The organism is Rossellomorea marisflavi (genome assembly GCF_009806575.1).
Classification (GTDB): Bacteria; Bacillota; Bacilli; order Bacillales; family Bacillaceae_B; genus Rossellomorea; species Rossellomorea marisflavi_A.
The window spans coordinates 3,184,421-3,205,725 of the sequence record NZ_CP047095.1; the positions used below are offsets into that span (position 1 = coordinate 3,184,421).

General features: G+C 50.3%; 19 protein-coding genes. 4 read left to right on the forward strand and 15 right to left on the reverse strand.

Annotated features, from left to right (window positions below; all coding sequences use genetic code 11):
* Positions 1-18 precede the first annotated feature (18 nt).
* Positions 19-666, forward strand: a complete 648-nt coding sequence (locus tag D5E69_RS16535; RefSeq protein ID WP_048007438.1) for an acetoin utilization AcuB family protein — start codon at positions 19-21, stop codon at positions 664-666.
* Positions 660-1,841 carry an acetoin utilization protein AcuC gene (locus tag D5E69_RS16540; protein ID WP_148795774.1) on the forward strand — a complete coding sequence of 394 codons (1,182 nt, stop codon included), beginning with the start codon at positions 660-662 and terminating at the stop codon, positions 1,839-1,841. Before D5E69_RS16535 ends, D5E69_RS16540 begins: the two co-directional genes overlap by 7 nt.
* Before the next feature lie 124 nt (positions 1,842-1,965).
* On the opposite strand, the gene helD is transcribed toward D5E69_RS16540, so the two are convergent.
* The 5 genes from helD to D5E69_RS16565 all read right to left on the reverse strand — a co-directional run bounded on the left by helD (position 1,966) and on the right by D5E69_RS16565 (position 8,383).
* Entirely contained in the window at positions 1,966-4,296 is a 2,331-nt protein-coding gene (gene helD / locus D5E69_RS16545) for an RNA polymerase recycling motor HelD (RefSeq protein ID WP_048007436.1), read from the reverse strand.
* A 188-nt stretch (positions 4,297-4,484) separates the two neighbouring features.
* On the reverse strand, positions 4,485-5,138 hold the full coding sequence (locus tag D5E69_RS16550; RefSeq protein WP_063190691.1) for a flagellar motor protein MotB: 654 nt from the start codon (positions 5,136-5,138) through the stop codon (positions 4,485-4,487).
* A complete protein-coding gene (motP, locus tag D5E69_RS16555) occupies positions 5,128-5,937 on the reverse strand; it encodes a flagellar motor protein MotP (protein WP_063190676.1) in 810 nt (269 codons plus the stop codon). Before motP ends, D5E69_RS16550 begins: the two co-directional genes overlap by 11 nt.
* A 99-nt stretch (positions 5,938-6,036) precedes the next feature.
* Entirely contained in the window at positions 6,037-7,035 is a 999-nt protein-coding gene (ccpA, locus tag D5E69_RS16560) for a catabolite control protein A (RefSeq protein ID WP_048007434.1), read from the reverse strand.
* A 271-nt stretch (positions 7,036-7,306) separates the two neighbouring features.
* Positions 7,307-8,383 carry a bifunctional 3-deoxy-7-phosphoheptulonate synthase/chorismate mutase gene (locus D5E69_RS16565; protein ID WP_048007433.1) on the reverse strand — a complete coding sequence of 359 codons (1,077 nt, stop codon included), beginning with the start codon at positions 8,381-8,383 and terminating at the stop codon, positions 7,307-7,309.
* Positions 8,384-8,586: 203 nt separating this feature from the next.
* On the opposite strand from D5E69_RS16565, the gene D5E69_RS16570 reads away from it, so the two are divergent.
* Positions 8,587-10,737, forward strand: a complete 2,151-nt coding sequence (locus D5E69_RS16570; protein ID WP_148795649.1) for a cell division protein FtsA — start codon at positions 8,587-8,589, stop codon at positions 10,735-10,737.
* 71 nt (positions 10,738-10,808) lie between these two features.
* Here D5E69_RS16570 and D5E69_RS16575 read toward each other — a convergent pair whose 3' ends face one another.
* The 4 genes from D5E69_RS16575 to D5E69_RS16590 form a co-directional block, all read right to left on the reverse strand.
* Complete coding sequence (locus D5E69_RS16575; protein WP_187427082.1) at positions 10,809-11,300, reverse strand: YtxH domain-containing protein; 492 nt, start codon at positions 11,298-11,300, stop codon at positions 10,809-10,811.
* 133 nt (positions 11,301-11,433) lie between these two features.
* Positions 11,434-11,748, reverse strand: a complete 315-nt coding sequence (ytxJ, locus tag D5E69_RS16580; RefSeq protein WP_048012702.1) for a bacillithiol system redox-active protein YtxJ — start codon at positions 11,746-11,748, stop codon at positions 11,434-11,436.
* 88 nt (positions 11,749-11,836) lie between these two features.
* Positions 11,837-12,277: a YtxH domain-containing protein gene (locus tag D5E69_RS16585; RefSeq protein WP_053072012.1), complete on the reverse strand. Its 441-nt coding sequence runs from the start codon at positions 12,275-12,277 to the stop codon at positions 11,837-11,839.
* Between the two features lie 16 nt (positions 12,278-12,293).
* A complete protein-coding gene (locus D5E69_RS16590) occupies positions 12,294-12,785 on the reverse strand; it encodes a DUF948 domain-containing protein (protein WP_048007429.1) in 492 nt (163 codons plus the stop codon).
* Between the two features lie 196 nt (positions 12,786-12,981).
* On the opposite strand from D5E69_RS16590, the gene D5E69_RS16595 reads away from it, so the two are divergent.
* Positions 12,982-14,097: an aminopeptidase gene (locus D5E69_RS16595; protein ID WP_048007428.1), complete on the forward strand. Its 1,116-nt coding sequence runs from the start codon at positions 12,982-12,984 to the stop codon at positions 14,095-14,097.
* A gap of 57 nt (positions 14,098-14,154) precedes the next feature.
* On the opposite strand, the gene murC is transcribed toward D5E69_RS16595, so the two are convergent.
* The 6 genes from murC to D5E69_RS16625 all read right to left on the reverse strand — a co-directional run bounded on the left by murC (position 14,155) and on the right by D5E69_RS16625 (position 21,162).
* Complete coding sequence (gene murC / locus D5E69_RS16600; protein WP_159129929.1) at positions 14,155-15,468, reverse strand: UDP-N-acetylmuramate--L-alanine ligase; 1,314 nt, start codon at positions 15,466-15,468, stop codon at positions 14,155-14,157.
* Positions 15,469-15,609: 141 nt separating this feature from the next.
* Complete coding sequence (locus tag D5E69_RS16605; RefSeq protein ID WP_159129930.1) at positions 15,610-16,242, reverse strand: hypothetical protein; 633 nt, start codon at positions 16,240-16,242, stop codon at positions 15,610-15,612.
* Positions 16,243-16,407: 165 nt separating this feature from the next.
* Positions 16,408-18,204 (reverse strand): DNA translocase FtsK, encoded by a 1,797-nt coding sequence (locus D5E69_RS16610; RefSeq protein ID WP_347566703.1) that lies wholly within the window; start codon positions 18,202-18,204, stop codon positions 16,408-16,410.
* Positions 18,180-18,902 (reverse strand): hypothetical protein, encoded by a 723-nt coding sequence (locus D5E69_RS16615; RefSeq protein ID WP_159129931.1) that lies wholly within the window; start codon positions 18,900-18,902, stop codon positions 18,180-18,182. Before D5E69_RS16615 ends, D5E69_RS16610 begins: the two co-directional genes overlap by 25 nt.
* A gap of 848 nt (positions 18,903-19,750) precedes the next feature.
* Entirely contained in the window at positions 19,751-20,356 is a 606-nt protein-coding gene (gene ytpR / locus D5E69_RS16620) for a YtpR family tRNA-binding protein (protein ID WP_159129932.1), read from the reverse strand.
* A 5-nt stretch (positions 20,357-20,361) separates the two neighbouring features.
* Positions 20,362-21,162, reverse strand: coding sequence for a DUF1444 domain-containing protein (locus tag D5E69_RS16625; RefSeq protein ID WP_048014853.1), 801 nt, complete (start codon positions 21,160-21,162; stop codon positions 20,362-20,364).
* Positions 21,163-21,305: the final 143 nt, after the last annotated feature.

Sequence of the window (21,305 nt, forward strand, 5' to 3'; positions counted from 1 at the left end):
CCAAAGGGGGAAGCGACCATGATCATTGAAGAGATCATGAAATCAAACGTAGAAACGCTCAGACCGGATGACTCAATCGAAACCGCCATCAGACTCATGAGGGGAAAGAAAATCAAGCATATCCCGATTGTGGATGATGAGATGAAGATACTCGGGATCATCAGCGACAGGGACGTCAAAGACGCTGCACCGTCGATCCTTAATGAACAATCTGCTGATTTCACATTGAAGAACCCTGTCAGGCAGATCATGCAGCAGCAGGTCATCACCGGGCATCCCCTGGATTTCGTCGAAGAAGTGGCCGCGCTCTTTTATGAGCACCGCATCAGCTGCCTCCCGATCCTGAAGGCCGACAAGCTGGTCGGGATCATTACGGAAACCGACCTGCTTTATACCCTCACCCAATTGACCGGGGCGAATCAGCCGGGGTCCCAGATCGAAGTGAAGGTACCTCACCGGGCAGGCATCCTTTACGAAGTGGCCGGGATCATCCGCAAGCATAATGCGAACATCCTGAGTGTCCTTGTGTATCCCGATAAACAGGATGAGCAGCAGAAGGTCCTTGTCTTCCGCGTCCAGACGATGAATCCCACCCGCGTCATCGAGGAGATCAAACAGGAAGGATACAGCGTGTTATGGCCGAACATGCCGGGAATGCCATCATGAAGGATTCCGTCTTCATTTACTCGGATGACCTACTCGGCTACCGCTTCTCCGATAACCATCCTTTCAACCAGATGCGCCTGACCCTCACCCTGGATCTGCTCAGGGAATCCGGTGCCATTGAAGAGGATGAAATCGTCAAGCCCCGGGCCGCCACGGTGGAAGAGCTCCAATTGAACCATGATGCGGCCTATGTCCAGGCCATCAAGAAAGCCGGTAAAGGGGAACTTCCCCCCGAGCAGGCAGAGAGCTATGGAATCGGCACCGAGGATACGCCGATCTTCCCGGGCATGCACGAGGCCAGCTCCTTCCTGGTGGGCGGTACCCTGGAAGCGGTCGATCAGGTGATGAGCGGCAAGGCCAAGCACGCCCTTCATCTCGGAGGAGGCCTTCACCACGGGTTCAAAGGAAAGGCATCGGGCTTCTGCATTTACAATGATAGCTCCGTCGCCATACGATACCTTCAGGAAAAGTACAAAGCAAGGGTCCTCTATGTGGATACGGATGCCCACCACGGAGACGGGGTTCAGTGGTCCTTTTATGATGATCCCGATGTCTGCACCCTCTCCCTGCATGAAACGGGACGCTATCTGTTCCCGGGTACGGGAAATGTGAATGAGCGGGGACACGGGAAGGGCTATGGATACTCCTTCAACATCCCCCTTGATGCGTTCACCGAGGATGAGTCATTCTTGGATGCCTATGAATCCGCGATCCGGGAGGTAGCCGAGTTCTTCAAACCGGATGTGATACTGACCCAGAACGGAGCGGATGCCCATTATTATGATCCCCTCACCCATCTTTCCACCACCATGAAGACGTACCGTGAAATCCCCAGGATCGCACACGAACTTGCCCACACGTACTGTGACGGGAGATGGATTGCCGTAGGCGGAGGTGGATACGACATATGGCGGGTGGTGCCCAGGGCATGGTCGTTCATCTGGCTTGAAATGACGGGAAGGACCGTCGGAGGCTCCCTTCCTTCCACCTGGTATGATCGCTGGAAGACGAAATCCGGTATCACGCTCCCTAGGGACTGGATGGATCCGCCGGGAATTTACACACCCATTCCCAGGAAGGCAGAGATCACAGAGAAAAATAAGCAGAATGTGGATAAGGCCCTCTACCCGATCCGGCAGCAGTTGGGAAAAGGAGCGGGTCATGAAACTGGCTGAAGACATGCACGCAGCAGATTGACTGCTGCGTATTTTTGATTATAGGTCAGGATTCTTCCTTTTTGAAAGGAAACAAGGAACAACAAAAAATCCGATTCCCCTTAAAAGGAATCGGATTTTTCCATTATCGCACACTATCCCCGGTCCTGATCAGACCCTCTGTGATGGCGTTTTCCATGAAGGGACTCGGTTCCCCCATGGTGTAGACCTGCAGTTCATGCATGGCCCGTGTACAGGCGGTGTAGAAGAGCCTGCGCACATCTTCTGTCCCGTAACAGTCCTCTGATGCATCATAGATGATGACGGCGTCGAACTCGATGCCTTTGGAAAGGTACGCTGGTACGATCACGACACCCTGATCATGTTCAAGCGTCCCTTTCGTGAGAAGGGTGACATCACCAAGATCGGAAAGGGCACTGAATGCCTCCGCGCTCTCTCTCGCCGTTTTACAGATGATGGCGATGCTCTCATGGCCCGATTCACGGTAATGATCGACTTTTGAGCGGACGGCCTGATGCAGTCCGGCCCGGTTTGACACCCGATCAAGTGATGGTGTTTCTCCACTTCGATCAAACGGGATGATGGCTTCACCATCAGGAATGAGCGTGCGGGTGAATTCTATGATGGGTTTCGTCGACCGGTAGCTCCTCTTGAGGCTTATGGTGTCTGTTTCCCCTTCACCATACAGCCCTGTCAGCATGCGGAAATCCGCTTGCCCGCTGGCGTGGGAGAAGATGGCCTGATTGAAGTCACCGAGGATCGTCATCCTGGCAGCGGGGAACATGCGCTTCAAAAACTCGAACTGGAACGGTGAATAATCCTGGGCCTCATCAATGACAAGATGCCTGACCGAGCTATTGATCTGGAAGCCCAGGATCAATTCTTTCAAGAAGAGGAATGGGGTGGCATCTTCATGGTACAGGCGCCCGTCATCGATGGCTTTTGCCGTCAATGCGCCGATGCCTTTCCAATGGGTCTCTTCTTCTTGAACGAGGGTGTTAAAAAGGGCTTTGTAAATGGCCACAAAGTCAATGAATCCGAATTCCCTGACATAGGTGCGCACCGGCTTCATTTTCTGTTGAACGATCAACCGGGCCAGCTGATCGGGCTCGACCTCGTAGTCCCCCACCTCTTCACGTTCATACCCCTTCCTCAGTGCGAGATGAGTCCGCGCATTGTGATAGGCGTGTTCACTCAGCATTTCCATGGCATCCTGCACCCATGGCTTCCTTCTCTCCCGGCGCGTTACCTCCTTCAGCTTCTTCAAGATCCATTCCTGCAAGGCTTCCAGTCGATTCGAAAACTTGAGATCCAGGGCTGTTTGATAAAACCGGTCGCGGATTTCCCCTGCCGTCACCACCGGTTCACCCCTGAAGACGATATCCTTGAACGTCATGCCGTCTGTATCCAATGTGCTCCGATATGCAAGGACCGACTGGATAAAGGCTTTAGAAGCCTTATGACCGATGGCAGAAAGCCTCTCAGCATAAAAGGGTTCACCTTGACCGCCAAGGACGAACTCAAGCTGATCATACGCATCCTCCACAGTAAAAGAATCACCGAGCCGGTGATCCAGGTATTCCTGGAAGGTGACCTGATGCATGTTTTCCTCCCCAAGCTCCGGCAGGACATTGGAGACGTACCGGCTGAACAGGGAGTTCGGGGAGAAGAGGACGATCTGATCCGCATCGATGCGATCCCTGTACTTGTAGAGAAGATAAGCGATCCGCTGAAGGGCGGCCGACGTCTTCCCGCTACCGGCTGCCCCGTGGACGATGAGGAGCCTGCCCTGGTCATGCCGGATGATTCGGTTTTGATCCTGTTGGATGGTCGCTACGATGCTGTGCATCTTTTGATCTTTTCCTCTTCCCAAGACCTGCTGAAGGATCTCATCCCCGATGGTGAGACTGGTGTCGAAAAGGGATTCAAGTACTCCCTCACGGATGAGGTACTGCCACTTCCCGTTCAATTCTCCCTTGATGACCCCACCGGGTGTATCATAAGCAGCTGGCCCAGGCTGATCATCATAATAGACGCTTGAGATCGGCGCCCTCCAATCATAGATCAGGAAATTCTCACCGGTTTCGTCGGTGAGGGATGAGACGCCGATATAGACCTTTTCCTCTGATTCATTTCCGTCCTCTGTGAAATCGATCCTTCCGAAGTATGGAATTTTTTTCATTCTCTCGAGAGTGGACAGGCGTTTAGAGGCATGCCTGTGGCTGCTCTGACTGGAGGACAGGGCCTGAGCCTCCTGGCGAAGACCGATGATCGTCTCCAGGTAGTCATCGAAGCTGTCCGTATTCACCTTGACTTCATCCCAGAAATGTTTACGCGTGTGAATCACTTCCTGTTTGCGCCTGGAGGTTTCTTCTTTCAATTTTTCAATTTCACCGTTAATCTCCTCCAGCACATGATCGACACGACGTTGCTCTTTTCTGTACTCGGCATTCATAGCATTCACTCCTCGGAATCTTTTAGATAAGGGTTGACACGGATCGTGTTTGCACTGTATAATTATAATAAGGATAACTAATACCTAAATTAAACAACAGCGCATATCTATCTAACTTTATCACATAATCCGTTTGGTGACAATATAAAAAAAGAGTGGCGTTCATGAAAATGAACGCCACTCTTTTTTTAGTTTTCTTTGTATGCCGGGTCGGTCACGATGATTTCCACCCTGCGATTCTTCTGCATATGGGCATCGGAATCATTCGGTTCCACAGGCATGGTATCTCCGTAGCCGATGGCGATGAACCGCTCAGGATCCAGTCCATTTTCGTTCACCAGGTACCGGATGACACTGCTGGCCCTGGCCGTTGAAAGTTCCCAGTTCGATGGATAACGATAGGTGGAGATGGGGCGATTATCGGTATGTCCTTCCACGTCCACCTTGTTCGGCAGTTCTTCAAGGAGCCCTGCGACCATATCGAGGAACGGAAAGGCAGAGTCAAGGACTTCGGCATCTCCGGTTTCAAAAAGGGCCTGCTCTTGAAGAACGAGGACGACACCCCTGTCCGTCCGCTCAGCCTTGATGGCATCCTCCATATCATGTTCCTTCAGATAGGCCTTCACATCTTTCAGGACCACATCAAGATCACTTGTACTCCCATCCGGAATGATGGACGCACCCTGAAATGAATCGACAATGGATTCGAACTTCCCCTTATCGATCTGCGACATGGAGAAAAGCAGGATGAAAAATACCAGGATCAGGGTGACCATATCCGAAAATGTGACCATCCAGGCAGGAGTCCGCGGGGATTCTTCTTCCTTACCCCTACGCTTCATCAACGGAATCACGATCCTTCAATCGATATGTATGCAGCTCTTCACCTGACAGGAAGACCGTCAATTTTTCTTCAAGGACCCTCGGGTTCTGCCCTGATTGAAGGCCCATCACGGCCTCGATGACGATCTGTTTCATGAACACTTCCTTTTCAGTCTTCATGGCAAGCTTCGATGCCATGGGGATGAAGACCAGGTTCGCAAGGAGCGTCCCATACAGGGTCGTCAGCAGGGCAACGGCCATATTGGGTCCGAGGGATGACGGGTCGCTGAGGTTCTGGAGCATGAGGACGAGTCCGATCAGAGTTCCGATCATCCCCCATGCAGGGGCGTATTCCCCTGCTTTATCTAGCAGTCTCTTATTCTTGCGATGACGCTCTTCAATGGCAATGATCTCGGTATTCAGGATATCCGTGATGACATCCGATTCGATTCCATCCACGGCCAGAAGGACTCCCTTCCTGATGAATGGATCACGGATTTCTTCGACCTCGGTTTCCAGGGAAAGAAGCCCTTCCCTTCTCGCTTTGTCAGAAAGGGATACAAATGTGGAAATCAAGCCTTGTGTATCATGTTCCTGCACCCTGAACGACTCTGCCATCACTCTTCCCAGCTGCTTCAGTTCATTGAAGGAAAAGCTGACCAGCATGGCTCCGATCAAGCCGCCGATGACCACCAGGATGGACGGAATGTTGATAAAGGATCCAAAACTATCTGGACCTGCATTGGTAAGGATGGCAACACCGACGAATACAATCCCCAAAACGACGCCTAAAGGTGTAAGCATATCAAGCTTCTTCATCATGACTCTCCCTGCAAAAAAAATAAAATCCTGCCTTCCGGTCAAAAGAGGACGGAAGGCAGGATCAGCCTTCCAGACCTATCTAACCAGTTTACAGCATTATTTGGTTGAATTTCTGTATTCAATGCGGTGAGGAAGTACAACGGCTGCTTCATCGACCGTTTCCTTGTTCATGTATTTCGTCAAGAGTCTCATGGCCACGGCACCTATATCATAAAGCGGCTGCACGACGGACGTGAGCTGCGGACGCACCATGAGGGCAAGCCTTGTATTATCGAACGAGATGATTTCCACTTCATCCGGAATGGAAACACCCGCATCCTGCGCTCCGTGTACGACACCGAGGGCCGTTTCATCATTCCCTACGAAGACGGCAGTCGGCTTGTCCGATAGCTCAGAGAACTTCTGCCATGCTTCAAGTCCTGAATCATACGTGTATTCCCCTTCGATGACCAGTTCATCATTGTATTCGATTCCTGCTTGCGCAAGGGCTTCACGGTATCCTTCAAGCTTGAACTTCATATTGATCGTGTCATGGAACGGACCGCTTACGAATCCGATGCGTTCATGCCCCTTATCGAGGAGATCCTTCACGGCATCGTAAGTCGCCGCTTTGTAGTCGATGTTGACGGAAGGGACTTTATTCGTCTCTTCAACCGCTCCAGCAAGGACGATCGGCACTGGTGAACGCTCGAATTCCTGTACATGTTCTTCGGATATATGTCCGCCGAGGAACAGGATGCCGTCCACTTGTTTCCCGAGCATCGTATTGAGGAGATGAAGCTCCTTCTCTGCATTCTGATCAGAGTTGCTCAAGATGATGTTGTACTTGTACATGGTGGCGATGTCTTCGATCCCTCGGGCAAGCTCCGCGTAGAAGATGTTGGAGATATCAGGGATGATGACTCCGACAGTCGTCGTCTTCTTGCTCGCGAGACCACGTGCAACCGCATTCGGACGGTAGCCGAGTCGATCGATGACCTCAAGTACCTTCTTCCTTGTTGCAGGCTTAACGTTGGGATTTCCATTGACCACACGTGAAACCGTGGCCATTGATACATTTGCTTCTCTTGCTACGTCATATATTGTCACGTTCATTGCAAACACGCTCCTTTACTCATAACCATTTACCTTATTTTACACCAAATAAACCTGGAGAGCGATTACAGGACTTTGTTACATTATGCACAAGTTACCATCCACTCATAAGTTCGATTAGTGTATACAGTATATTTATCTGCAATCACGTACATAATCATACGATAGTATATTTATTCCTGCAATGACTCTGCATCAATTTGTGAAAAAAATTCCATGAAAACGGAAAAAACGGACCCTCATAAGGAGGATCCGTCCATTTCTTCCTTGATTATACTGTGATTGTTCTTCCTTTGAATACTTCATTGTAGAATGTATCGAATTGGTCGAGATCCATCTGCTGGGCAGAATCGGACAAGGCGACGGCCGGGTCCGGATGCACTTCTGCCATGACGCCGTCTGCACCGATGGCAAGGGCTGCCTTGGCTGTCGGGAGAAGGAGGTCCCTGCGTCCTGTGGAGTGGGTCACGTCTACGAATACCGGAAGATGCGTTTCCTGCTTCAGGATCGGCACCGCGGAGATATCAAGGGTGTTACGGGTTGCTTTCTCATACGTCCTGATTCCGCGCTCACATAGGATGATGTCTCCATTCCCTTGTGAAATGATGTACTCAGCCGCATTGATGAATTCCTCGATCGTTGCCGAAAGTCCGCGCTTCAACAGTACAGGCTTCTTAACAGCACCGGCTGCTTTCAAAAGTTCGAAGTTCTGCATATTGCGGGCACCGATCTGGATGACGTCGATGTACTCGACAGCCTGTTCGATATCGGCCGGATTGACAATTTCGCTGATGACGGCCAAGCCGTACTCATCGGCGACCCTCTTCAAAATCTTCAAGCCTTCCATTCCAAGTCCCTGGAAGTCATAAGGGGACGTACGCGGTTTGAATGCTCCCCCGCGGAGAAGCTTCAGGCCTTTTGCTTTGACGGCTTTCGCCACTTCCGCCACCTGCTCGTAAGATTCCACGGCACATGGACCGAATACGAAGTGAGGATTTCCATCCCCGATGGCTTCTCCGTTGATATTCACGATGGTATCTTCCGGTTTCTTTTTACGGGAAACAAGAAGGGCCTTCGAATGGTCATCCTTCTGCAGTTCTAATCCTGCTTTGAATATTTCCTTGAAAATATGTTCAACAGTCGAGTCTTTCAACGGACCGTCATTGTTTTCTTTGATCAGGTTCAACATTCCCCTTTCACGAACAGGATCATAGCGGTATACTCCTTGAGTCTCCTTGACACGCCCGATTTCTTGAACGAGCTTGGCCCGCTCATTGATGATGTCCAGTAGTTTCAGATTCAGTTCGTCGACTTGATTCCTTAATTGATCGAGCTCTTGATTACTCACAATACAGCACCCTTTCTTTTTTTCCTGTTCATACGTAAAACCTGTTATAGTTTTAAGGAAGTATGATACATTTTTGATGTTGAAACTTATTATAATAGAACATATCTCAAATGTCACGAAGAAATTCTTTTTTGATTAAACGCTTTTAAGCGTTAAAGTATGTAAGTATACTATGAGACTGGGCTGAAGCAGGTGAATAATTGGTGAAAAAAAATCAAAAAATCTTTGCACTGGACATCGGTACCCGCTCAGTGGTGGGCATCATCATGGAAGAAATGGAAGACCATTTTCAGGTGAGTGATATTTTAATAGAGGAGCACCGGGAGCGGGCCATGCTGGACGGACAGATCCACGATGTACCTGCAGTAGCTGCCGTCATAACCTCGATCAAGAGCCGTCTCGAAGATGTCCACGGTCCTCTGAGTAAAGTATGCGTCGCGGCTGCCGGAAGGGCCCTGAGGACCGAAACGGCCTCCATTACCTCGGCCATCAAAGGCAAACCGCTCCTCAAAAAAGACGACGTCCTCCATCTTGAACTCGGGGCTGTCCAGGAGGCACAGGCGAAAGCTGCCGGGGAAGATGCCGGTCATCACTATTATTGTGTGGGATACTCAGTGCTCTACTACCGTCTGGACGGCGAAGAGATCGGCAGCCTCATCGACCAACAGGGGGATGAAGCGAGCGTGGAGATCATCGCCACCTTCCTTCCGCGGGTGGTCGTGGATTCACTGCTTGCGGCACTTCACCGGTCGGGACTGGAATTGGAAGCCCTAACCCTTGAACCGATCGCAGCCATCAACGTCCTGATACCGCCTTCCATGCGAAGGCTGAATGTCGCTCTCGTCGATGTCGGCGCCGGAACATCGGATGTAGCCCTGACGAATCACGGGACGGTCACGGCCTATGGCATGGTGCCGACAGCCGGGGATGAAATCACGGAAGCACTCAGCCGGGACCTGCTCCTCGACTTCCCCCTTGCAGAAAAGGCGAAGCGGCAGCTCCATGATTGTCCTTCCATCGAAGTGACGGATATTCTCGGATTTGAAACCGTCATTCCAACCGAAGAGGTGCTGTCTCGCATCGGCCCTTCCATTGATCGCCTGGCAAACGAGATTTCGGAGGAAATCCTTCGTTTGAACAACATGAAGGCACCGCAGGCAGTGATGCTCGTAGGTGGTGGCAGCCTGACACCTGGACTTCCCTCCAAGCTCGCCGCTGTCCTCGGCCTGCCGGAAAACCGCGCAGCAGTCAGGGGAGTGGAAGCCATCCAGCGCGTGAAGCTTCAGGGGCATATGTTGAAAGGTCCCGAGCTGGTCACCCCCATCGGCATTGCCATCGCTGCAAAGGAGACCCCCGTCCAATATGTGACGGTGGATGTGAACGGGCATGCCGTTCGGATGTTCGAAGTGAAAAATCTGACGGTGGGAGACTGCATCCTCTCGGCAGGCGTCAAAGTTCAGGACCTTCATGGCAAGCCCGGGAAGGCAATTTCCGTCACGGTCAACGGGCAGACCCTCTCCCTCCCCGGAAGTCACGGAGAGCCCCCTTCCCTTTTCAAAAACGATCAGGCCTGTTCATTTGACGACGGAGTCGGGAATCAGGATCGCCTCCTTGTCGAAAAGGGGAGGGATGGCGACGAAGCCGTTGTGACCATAGGAGAACTCATGGATGCGGGTTCAGGTAAGCGGATCTACCTTCAAGATCGGGAACTCCACCTCGAACCGGCAATCACGCTAAACGGTTCCCCTGCCGGGAAAGATACCGTACTGAAAGACGGGGATACCATTGACATCACCTTTATCGAGACGGTCGCAGATGCCCTTTCGCAGCTCGGATACCATGATTGGATTTCCTCCCTGAGACCATTCCACCTCTCCTTGAATGGAAAAGAGACGTATTTCCCTGCTTTTAACGGGAAGCTGTTACGTAACGGACAGGAAGTAAAACCGACTGCCATGATCCACAATCTGGATCGCATCTCATTCGAAGCTCCGGCCCAACCTACCCTCGAACATCTCCTGATCAAAAAGAAGATGGTGCTGACAAAGTCGATTACCATCTCTTTCAACGGGGAAGATGTACTACTCGAAAAGGTCTTTGCCACCGTGAAAAGGAATGGGAAGGAATTATCCGGTGAAGACCTCGTATTCTCAGGGGATGAACTCATGATCCAAGAGTCGGAAACGTCTCCATTCATCTTTCAGGATGTGTTTAATTTCGTGGAAATCGACATGCCGACAAATACGCGGGGGAGCTTCCTCCTCTTGAGAAACAAACTGGAAACCACCTTCTTTGAAGAAATCAGGGACGGTGATCTATTAGAGATCGTCTGGCCTGAAATCAAAGTCCGATAGGGTCAAAATGAAACGCCGCGGATCCCTGTAATGGGGTCTGCGGCGTTTTACTCATTATGGGGCCTAGCTTATCATGAACCGATTTTCCCCGGAACAGGGCTTGGTCGATCAACCGGATGAACCGACCCTTGATCGGATGAAACAGTTTGAGTCCCTTGATCCTCCCTGATTTCTTCACCCGCTTCCTTCACCTTCATACCGATGTCCTGAAGGTCTTCTGCGGCGTCCTTAGTCGATGCGATGAGCTCTGAAGACTGTTCTTTAACCGGTTCGATAATATCATCACTGACTCTTTCGTACAGGGCTTGCGCGTCATTGATGGCGTCCTTCAGAACAGCGGAGGCTGACTTCAGGCGTCCCTGCCAATCATTCATCACCCCGGATGGATCCTCCCTTACACGATCCACCATGCCCATGGTTGAATCCTTCCATGACGTCGTCTTCGTCGCCACCCTCCGTCGGGTGCCTGAGTCCAGCATGGCAATGGCTCCGCCTACTGCCGCGCCGAGCATGATGCCTTTCATCAACTTTCCACTTCTCGAACGGGTTCTCGTTGAATTCATTGGATTGGGTTCCTCCTTGAATAATCGTTATATAAACCCTTTCCCTCTCGACAAGAAAGTAAACCCTGGCACAAGCGCGTCAGTCACCGTGAAAACAAAAAAAGCCCTTATAGGCTTTTTTGTTCGATGCCGATTATAGTTTATCAAGTTCCTTCTCTGTAATGTTCCAGTGGGAAGCATTCCATCCCGGTTTCCCGTCGATGAAAAGGAAGGCTTGAGGAGACTCATGCTTGATGCCGAATTTCTCCGCTATATGATTGGATAGTTCCTTCGCTTCCTGAACAGCCAGGTAATACCCCTCTTCTTCCCCATGCTTGTTTAAGAACGATTGGTACTCATTGAACGCATTGCCGCTGATCGGACATGTCAGACTGTGCTTCATGAAGAAGAAGCGGGATTGACTCTCTGTGAGATTTTCAAATTCTTGTACGGTTTCTATCTTTTTCATTTTTCAACTTCCTTTCAGCATAATAAAAACGGTGAAGTCATCATATCACTTCACCGTTCCTTCAATCAATGATCACGCGTTTACGAAATCAGTTGTTGTATGTTTTTTCTGTTTCATCAAAGGCTTTTTTCGTTTCTTCAAGCTTTTGATTCACATCGTCCTTCACTTCTGAGACCGCTTCTTTAATGTCTTCCTCGGCATTTGAGCGATATGATTTGATTTTGCCAACTACCTGGTTGGACTGCTCTTGAACCGTCTTCGTCAAAGAAGAAGACTTCTCCTTGGCAGCCGCAGCCAATTCGTTGCTCTTTTCAACGGCCGTGTCTTTCCACTGGCTCGTCTTTTCTTTCCAGGCGCCTGCCTGTTCGTTGATATCGCTGCGAAGATCTTTACCGGATTTTGGAGCGAGCAGAAGAGCTGTTGCAGCTCCGACGATACCGCCGATCAACGTGCCGATGATGAAATCTTTTGAATTGATGTTGCTGTCATTCGTTTGATTTGGATTTTGCTGATTGTACTGCTGTGTCATAATGTTCATTCCCCTCTCAATTATAAGATCTAGCTCTTTTTATCATTTTTTCCCTTGCGCCGATGTCATCGGAAACAGGTACGGGAGGTTGTTCAACCGCCTTCCGCTCTTTCCACTTGCCCCTCAGTTCCATCAGCGCATTGCCCCACTGAACCACCTGGGAAATCCTGCCTTGATTACGTTCGAGTTCAGACGAGATGTTCGTGCTGACCTTCTTCACAGACGTATTAAGGTTCTGGATCGAATGTCCGACATCCCTCACTGCATAAACGACCGTATTCAAGTCTTCGGATTTCTTTTGGATGTCCTCTGCCAGAAGATTCGTTTTATGTAGCAATTCAGTAGACTCTTTCGTGATTCCCTGCAGCTGCCCTTCCAGGCCGTTCAGGGTCGTCGACACACTGTCGAGCGTCGTCCCTAGGGACTTCAATGTCTTCATGAGGCTGATCACAAGGACGAAGAACGCCACCGCAATGACTGCGACACTAAGATAAAGAATGATTTCCATCTGCTACACCTCCGTATATAGAAATTCTTTACCCTTATATGAATTCATTAAACATTATACTAGTATTTCTTCCTTTTCTCTCTTAATTCCTCTTTTTACTTTCAAAAAAATATCTGTATATTCAAAACGGCAGATGGCGCATGGATGAAGGATTTGGGGTAAAATAGAAAGGAATACATACCTAGGGGGAAACACAATGAAAGATCCAAGGATCCAGAAACTAGCAAAGAACCTGATCAATTACTCCGTCCAGCTCCAACCCGGCGAAAAGGTGCTGATCGAAAACTTCGGACTTGAGCGCGAACTCGTCACCGCCCTTGTGAAGGAAGCCTATGAAGCAGGCGGCTACCCGTTCGTCACACTGAAGGATGCAGCTGTCGACCGCTCCCTCCTCATGGGTGCACAGGAAGAACAGTACGACATGATGGCGGACTTCGAAGCCCGTAAGATGGAGCAGATGGATGCCTACATCGGTCTGCGCTCGGGAGAGAACATCAACGAGCAGTCCGATGTACCGGATGAGAAGATGAGGATCCACGGCAACACCATCGGCAAGAAGGTCCACAGGGAGATCCGTGTACCGAAGAAAAAATGGGTCGTGCTCCGCTATCCGACTTCATCCATGGCCCAGCTTGCCAAAATGAGCACAGAAGCGTTCGAGGATTTCTACTTCGATGTATGCAACCTCGACTATAGCAAGATGGATGCGGCCATGGACAGCCTCGCCGATCTCATGAACAGGACGGATCGCGTACGCCTGACGGGGGAAGGCACTGACCTGACGTTTTCCATCAAGGATATACCAGCGGTCAAATGCGCGGGCCGGTTGAATATTCCTGACGGGGAAGTGTACAGCGCCCCGGTGAAAGACTCCGTCAACGGCGTGATCTCCTATAACACGCCATCGCCTTATAACGGCTTCACATTCGAAAACGTCAAGCTCACGTTCAAGGATGGGAAGATCGTCGAGGCGGAAGCAAATGATTCGGACCGGATCAACAAGATCTTCGATACGGATGAAGGAGCACGCTATGTGGGTGAATTCGCCATCGGCGTCAACCCGTTCATCCAGCATCCGATGCAGGACATCCTATTTGATGAGAAGATCGACGGCAGCTTCCATTTCACCCCTGGTGAATGCTATGAGGATGCGTATAACGGCAACCATTCCAATATCCATTGGGACATGGTCATGATCCAGCGTCCTGAATATGGTGGAGGAGAAATCTATTTTGATGACGTGCTCATCAGGAAAGATGGACGGTTCGTCATCCCGGAACTTGAAGGATTGAATCCGGAAAACTTGAAATGACCAAAATAAAAGCCATCCGCGAATTCACTCGCGGATGGCTTTTTGACGTACGCAGGATTATTCTGCAATCTGTTCGTTCAATACTGTTTCATAGGACTGCTGGAATTTCTGGATATCCCCTGCGCCCATGAAGATCAATACGCTGTCTTCATGATGAAGAAGAGCGGTTGTATCACGCTCATCGATGATTTCACACCCATCGATCTTCGTTTCAAGATCATGGATGGAAAGCTTTCCGTGATTTTCACGGGCCGAACCGAAGATTTCGCACAGATACACCTTATCAGCAAGCTGAAGGCTTTCAGCGAACTCTGAAAGGAATGTCTGCGTCCTTGTGAACGTATGCGGCTGGAAGACAGCGACAATATCCTTATTCGGATACTTTTGACGGGCCGAATCGAGGGTGGCTGTGATCTCGGTCGGATGGTGGGCATAATCGTCCACCAAAATCTGTCCGCCTACCTTCTTCTCAGAGAAACGGCGTTTGACGCCTTCGAATGTTTGCAGTCTTTCCTGCACGATCTCTGTATCAAGCTCCTCGTAGTGACAAAGGGCAATGACAGACAGGGCGTTCAGGATGTTATGATCTCCGTATGTCGGGATCTTGAATGACGCATAGAATTCATTGCGAACGAACACATCGAATGATGTACCATTCTCATCATGGGCGACATTGCGTGCCTGGAAGTCATTCTCCTCGGCAAATCCGTAAAATACGACCGGTACCCTTGCCTGGATCTTTTGGAGTTGCTCATCATCACCACAAGCGATGATCCCCTTCTTCACCTGCATGGCCATTTCCTGGAATGCAGAGAATACGTCGTCGATATTGGCGAAGTAATCCGGATGATCGAAGTCGATATTCGTCATGATGGCATAGTCAGGGAAGTATGAAAGGAAATGACGTCGGTATTCACATGCTTCGAATACGAAGTAATTCGCATCCACTTCCCCTTTCCCCGTTCCGTCACCGATCAGGAATGAAGTCGGCTTAGCCCCTCGGATCACGTGTGCGAGGAGACCTGTCGTAGACGTCTTCCCATGTGCCCCCGTGACTGCTACGCTTGTGAATTCCTGCATGAAGTCACCAAGGAATTTATGATAGCGCGTTACAGGCAGGCCAAGTTCTTTGGCTGTCACGATTTCCTCATGTGTATCGGGGAATGCATTTCCGGCGATCACATGCATATCTCCGCCGATGTTTTCCTTTTGGAAAGGAAGGATTTTAATGTTGGCATCGTCCAACGCTTTTTGGGTGAAAAAGTATTTTTCTACATCGGAACCCTGGACCTGATAATCCATATCATGAAGGATCTGGGCTAATGCGCTCATGCCCGAACCTTTGATTCCTACGAAATGATATATCGTCATAATAGAACCTCCAACAATCGTCTATCTTAAAAACATTATATGAAATCATGATTTTTTTGCCATTAAGGACCAATGGTGAACACTGTCAACTTGAAACATTATACCACCTTTTAAAAACTGTGACCATGAAGAAGGAAATTTTCAGTCAGTTAGAATGAATTCCGGCGCTTCTTCTTTAAGGAACGCCCTCCATAAACCACCATTTTCTTGATACCTTCGACCGTATCGCTTCTTCATCGTGTCCACAAGATCAGGCGATCCCGCTTCAAAGACGGGACCTAGGGTCCATTCATGGGTCACCAGAGGGACTTTCCTCACAAAATAGGTCCTGTCCTTCTTGACATCCGACATTCCCCTTAAGCGGACAGGCTCCCGGTGATCGCCCAATAAAGGCATGCAGATGGGCTCTCCGCCCTCATGGCCTTCAATGGAAACAGGTTCCCATGGCACTGTCATCATCACTGCACCCAGGGTCTTCTTAGAAGGCGAAAGGGACCGGGTCTGGAGAAACTGAAAGAACAGTGTCGTCCCCTTGATCGTCTTGTAATCAAATAAAAGCCATTCTGAAAATACGTTTTCAGTAAGGCTGTCTCTTGCCACCGGGGCGAACCGTTTAGTGAAGATCATCTTTGCCCTGACGATTTCCCGGATGTTGGTTTCTTGCCGACAGAACTCCATCGCGGAATCGTACACCGCACGTGTCTGTTCCTCTGCTATCAATTGTTTACGATGACGGTACTCCGTCAGATCCAGCAATTCTCTCTGTGCGTCCATTCTGCTCACCTATCCACTCGTTGTCCTCCACGCCGGTCCCGTTATCCTCTGGTATAGTACCCCCATGGGGATCATCTGAAACGGCCAGGAAAAAAGAGTATCCTGCCGATGACATCTTCCAATCGATTCACCAACAGGATACCACATATTACCTTATGCTTCCACTCAGACGAGCGTTTCCAGCTCGGTCTCGGAGATCAGCACATCCCTCGGCTTGCTTCCCCTTGCTTCTGAGATGATGCCATTATTCTCCATCATTTCCATCAGTCTTGCTGCACGGTTGTAGCCGATCCGGAATCGCCTTTGAAGGGAAGATGCCGAGGCACCCCCCTGATCGACGACAAATTCACATGCTTCAAGAAATAATTCATCTTCTTCTTCTGTGACCTGTGCTTTCTTCAGGAGTTCATCCTGTTCAAAAAGATAATGGGGTGCACGCTGGTCCCTGACATGGGAGATGATTTCATCGATTTCGTCATCAGAGACGAACGTACCTTGAAGCCGGACCGGCTTGGATGACCCATTTTCGAGGAACAGCATATCCCCGCGCCCGAGTAACCGTTCCGCTCCGCTTCCATCTATGATGGTCCGTGAGTCGACGGCAGATGAGACGGAGAACGCAACCCTTGTCGGTACGTTCGCTTTGATCAGTCCGGTAATGACATCGACTGAAGGTCGCTGGGTCGCGATGATGAGATGGATTCCGCATGCCCTCGCTTTTTGGGCGATGCGACAGATGGCTTCTTCCACATCTGCAGGTGACATCATCATCAGGTCGGCAAGCTCGTCGATGACGATGACGAGATACGGAAGCTTATCGCTGTACTGCTTGTTCCTGGTGGCAAGTTCATTGAATCGCTTGATATCCCTTACTCCTGTATGGGCGAAGAGTTCGTACCTGCGCTCCATCTCTTCGACGGCCCACTTCAATGCGGCTGTCGCAGCCTTTACATCGGTGATGACGGGGCTGACAAGATGCGGGATGCGGTTATAAGGAGCAAGCTCCACCATCTTCGGATCGATCAGCATCATCTTCAGCTCGTCGGGAGATGATTTATACAGGAGACTGACGAGGATCGAGTTGATGCACACGCTCTTACCGGAACCGGTGGCCCCGGCAATCAGCCCGTGGGGCATCTTGCTAAGATCCGTGACGATCGGCTGCCCGGAAATATCAAGACCGAGGGCAGCTGTAAGCGGTGAGTCCGCCTCTTGGAATGCAGGGCTCGCAATGACTTCGCTGATGCAGACAGGACGGCTGTCCCGATTCGGCACCTCGATCCCGATCGTATGCTTACCCGGGATGGGCGCTTCGATCCTGATATCCTTGGCAGCGAGGCTCAGCTTGATATCATCTGAAAGGTTCGTGATTTTGTTTACTTTCACCCCTGGTTCAGGCTGTACCTCAAACCGGGTGACGGACGGTCCCTGTGTCACATTCACGACCTTCGCCCTCACGTTGAAATTCAGAAGGGTCTCATCGAGGAGTGCACTCTGGGTGTCCAGCCATTCTTCACTCATCGTTTTGGATACAGGGGGATTCAAGTATTCAAGAGTCGGAAACTCGTACTCATTCAACGTCTTGGTGGAAGAACTGAGCTCACTGTAGCTCTTTACGGCATCCTCCCCTTGAACGATTCCCTGCTCCATTTCAGGTTCACTTTCATGATGCTCTTCCACGACTTCTGTCACCTGTGGGTTTTGAACCCTAGGTTCGGGAGAAGGACCAGGCTGCTGCCGGCGCTCGGACATACTCCGCTTATCCTGATTCAGCATGAGGACATTGAACGGAAGATGCGACCGTTTCTTCTGTTTCCGTTCTTCCTGGAACTCCTCTACAGGCATGGCGTTTTCTGCTTCTGCATCATGTTTTGAAACAGCCGCATCCCTATCCTCTCGGGATTCTGCATGCAAAGGGGCGATATGTTCTTCCGTGTTCACAACCGGCGTAACGTGTTCCACGTACTCATCGGAAGGAGCTGATTCCGCTTGATCTTCAAACCGGACATCTTCCCTTTCCCCAGAGCCCCGATAGATGCAGGGGCATCCGTTATGTCCAATGTTCCTGTCGCATCGAAAACCTCTTCGTCAACGGCTGGGGATGACAGATCTTCTGACCTTTCTTCTGTCACTGTTTCGGTAATCGGCGCCACATCATGTTCTTCTGAAGGGCTCTTGAATTCATGTAATTCAAAATCCACCGCTTCTTCCGATCGGGCTTCGACCTCCGGTACATCATGATGGGCAGGCGGGGCGGGCAGGGGCTCCTCCCTCACATCCGGTACATTGACCGAAGCAGGTGTCTGACCATGTAAAAAGTTGCCCAGTTCGTACTCGACTTCTTGCTTTTTGATCGGCCGCTCCCTGAATCCATAGATCGGTGAAGGGATTTCCGTCGGCTTGAACGGTCTGATCCCCTTCCCTTTCTGTACTTTTGAAGTGACCGTTTTAGACGGTGCGGACGTTGATTGGTGTACAGGTTTGGGTTGTGCCTCCTTGCGTGGACGCTCCACCCGTTCTTTCTCACGCTTAGGGCGTTCGGGCTGCTTTTCCGTGACTTCTTTCTTATCACGGTCCCGGGTCCGTCTTTCCCGGCTCCCCCCTTCCCCATCACCGATCAAAGGAAAACGGAAATTCCCTTTCGGATATTGATAGGTCATCCGCGCCTCGACATCACGCTGATAGGGGGCCGACTGACTCCCCCCTGCTTCGGGGCAGGGCGATGCACCTCGTCTTCCACATATTCTTCATAACTATCATCAACATCAGAAAATTTCCCGATTATCTTCTTAATCCAACTCACGTCAATCACTCTTTCCTTCATACTTACTATCATTCTATCAGTTCACCGGAAAAATTCGAGACATTTCACCATAAAATGAACATTGTTAGAAAAATGTGTCGAAACCAACATCCATGTAAATAGAATGTAACAAGAAAAGCGCAGGGGGCTTGCCCTGAGGCGACAAGCATAAGGCGAAGATCTCGGAAAGGCGTTCTGTGCCTTTTTGAGATCTTTGACTTATGACCTCGAGCCTTAAGCACCCGGAGCTGGACATGAAGAAAAGCGGAGGCGGGTTGGGCTGACCCGACAAGCATAAGGCGAAGGCACCGGAAAGGCGTTCTATGCCTTTTTGGGGTCTTTGACTTATGACCTCGAGGGGCAACCCGCCGGAGCTGGACATATAGAAAAGCGCAGGGGGCTTGCCCTGAGGCGACAAGCATAAGGCGAAGGCACCGGAAAGGCGTTCTGTGCCTTTTTGGGATCTTTGACTTATGACCTCGAGCCTCAAGCACCCGGAGCTGGACACGAAGAAAAGCGGAGGGGGCTCGACCTGAGGCGACAAGCATAAGGCGAAGATCTCGGAAAGGCGTTCTTGGCCTTTTTGAGATCTTTGACTTATGACCTCGAGCCTCAAGCACCCGGAGCTGGACATGCAGAAGATCGAAAAGATTCATCAACCAAACAAAAAAAACCGGACCACATCAGGCCCGGGTGAACATGCAATTATCCTTTGAACGCTTGTCCCACTTCGTATTGATTGTCGAGGACGAGGATTCCTTTTTCTTGGGGAGCATCCGGTAGGTCGAGTTCTTTGGCAGAGCAGATCATGCCGGAAGAAGGCACTCCGCGAAGCTCTGCATCTTTGATGACCATCCCGCTCGGCATAACGGCGCCGACTTTTGCCACAACCACTTTTTGTCCTTGATCCACATTCGGGGCTCCGCAGACGATTTGAAGTGTTTCGTCACCGATCTCCACCTTGCAGATATTGAGCTTGTCAGCATTGGGATGCTTTTCTTTTTCTGCTACGTACCCGACGACGAACTTAGGGGTGAAATCTCCTTCAAGCACATCTTCAAAGCCGTTTTTAGCGATGGCTTCGTTGATGCTCTTCAGCTTCTCATCATCCATCTCCACTTGACCTTTCGCTTCAAGGCTTAGATAAGCGGAAGCGTTGAACAGATTGTAACCGACGGTTTCACCGGATTCTTCATTGAACAGGCGGGCTGCATCGCCTTTTCTTTCATGACCGACGCTTCCTTCGAATGTCGGATCCATTGTGATGATGAGGGTATCGCCGATGCCCTCCAGATTATAAAATACGTTCATGTATGTTACTCCCTTTCTTTTTTACGATTTTTAGCTAGTATGAAGATCGGCTCAAGCTCTCCTTCATCGTATACGAAGGACAGCGCAGTGATGGGAACATTCCCGTTGGTGAAGAAGCTCATGGTCATTTGCGCGAGGACGTCATAGCCGGTCTCATTCCGCATATCCCCGATGATCAACACATCCTGGTGGGGAACCGATACCGTCATCTCCCCTGATACTGTTTCCTTCATATCCCGTAAAAAGGATTCGTTCAGGATCCTGCTCGCGTCGTAGCCATCATTTTGATTCAGGAAATAGAATGTATTCCCTGCCACTTCATCTTTTTTCATGGCGGTCGGGAGACGCCTCACATTGAAGAGGGCGATTTCCCTGAGCTGTTCCCGTGTCCACCCTTCCGATTTCATCATCCGCTCATCGATCAGGCGATAGGTGCTTCCTGAATCGAGTGCGTAATAGATCCTTGTCTCGGCTGTATGATCATCTGTGATCAACGGGATGTCATCGGGGGATTCCGTTGCAAAGGAAGTGGACCGGATGACAGGGAAGATATTCTGTTCATGTTTGTTCGGCTTTTCTTCGCCCATGGCATTCAATGCTTCCTCTACATAGTAGACCACTTCGTCGATGATGGTTTTGTTGTTTTCCTTCCACTTGGACACGATGGGGGGAAGTGCGACTGTCATCCCCTTCTTTGTGTCCTTCCGCTCGATGCGGAGTGTTTCTTTTTCCCGGTCGTATGTAATCAGGCGTTCAGATGACTGGAGCCGGTCCTGAAGTTGTTTTTTTAATTTTTTTGTGTCCATGGTGTAACCTCCTTCCACATGCGGTCTCGCTTCTGCTATTTTACATGAAAAGCTCCGGATTTCAAAAGGAAATCACGAAATGTCCTCGCTGTACCATCCGACACCACAGGCAGAAGGCGGTCGCATCATATCTGCTTGGCTGG

What these genes read in the sequence shown, in the direction of transcription:
- motP (WP_063190676.1), bottom strand. Translation starts at nt 5,937, where the DNA reads ATGAAGAAGCTTGATATGCTTACACCTTTAGGCGTCGTTTTGGGGATT.
- ytxJ (WP_048012702.1), bottom strand. Translation starts at nt 11,748, where the DNA reads ATGAAAAAGATAGAAACCGTACAAGAATTTGAAAATCTCACAGAGAGT.
- D5E69_RS16585 (WP_053072012.1), bottom strand. Translation starts at nt 12,277, where the DNA reads ATGACACAGCAGTACAATCAGCAAAATCCAAATCAAACGAATGACAGC.
- helD (WP_048007436.1), bottom strand. Translation starts at nt 4,296, where the DNA reads ATGAATGCCGAGTACAGAAAAGAGCAACGTCGTGTCGATCATGTGCTG.
- D5E69_RS16595 (WP_048007428.1), top strand. Translation starts at nt 12,982, where the DNA reads ATGAAAGATCCAAGGATCCAGAAACTAGCAAAGAACCTGATCAATTAC.
- D5E69_RS16550 (WP_063190691.1), bottom strand. Translation starts at nt 5,138, where the DNA reads ATGAAGCGTAGGGGTAAGGAAGAAGAATCCCCGCGGACTCCTGCCTGG.
- murC (WP_159129929.1), bottom strand. Translation starts at nt 15,468, where the DNA reads ATGACGATATATCATTTCGTAGGAATCAAAGGTTCGGGCATGAGCGCA.
- D5E69_RS16590 (WP_048007429.1), bottom strand. Translation starts at nt 12,785, where the DNA reads ATGGAAATCATTCTTTATCTTAGTGTCGCAGTCATTGCGGTGGCGTTC.
- D5E69_RS16615 (WP_159129931.1), bottom strand. Translation starts at nt 18,902, where the DNA reads ATGACCTATCAATATCCGAAAGGGAATTTCCGTTTTCCTTTGATCGGT.
- ccpA (WP_048007434.1), bottom strand. Translation starts at nt 7,035, where the DNA reads ATGAACGTGACAATATATGACGTAGCAAGAGAAGCAAATGTATCAATG.
- D5E69_RS16625 (WP_048014853.1), bottom strand. Translation starts at nt 21,162, where the DNA reads ATGGACACAAAAAAATTAAAAAAACAACTTCAGGACCGGCTCCAGTCA.
- D5E69_RS16605 (WP_159129930.1), bottom strand. Translation starts at nt 16,242, where the DNA reads ATGGACGCACAGAGAGAATTGCTGGATCTGACGGAGTACCGTCATCGT.
- ytpR (WP_159129932.1), bottom strand. Translation starts at nt 20,356, where the DNA reads ATGAACGTATTTTATAATCTGGAGGGCATCGGCGATACCCTCATCATC.
- D5E69_RS16535 (WP_048007438.1), top strand. Translation starts at nt 19, where the DNA reads ATGATCATTGAAGAGATCATGAAATCAAACGTAGAAACGCTCAGACCG.
- D5E69_RS16575 (WP_187427082.1), bottom strand. Translation starts at nt 11,300, where the DNA reads ATGAATTCAACGAGAACCCGTTCGAGAAGTGGAAAGTTGATGAAAGGC.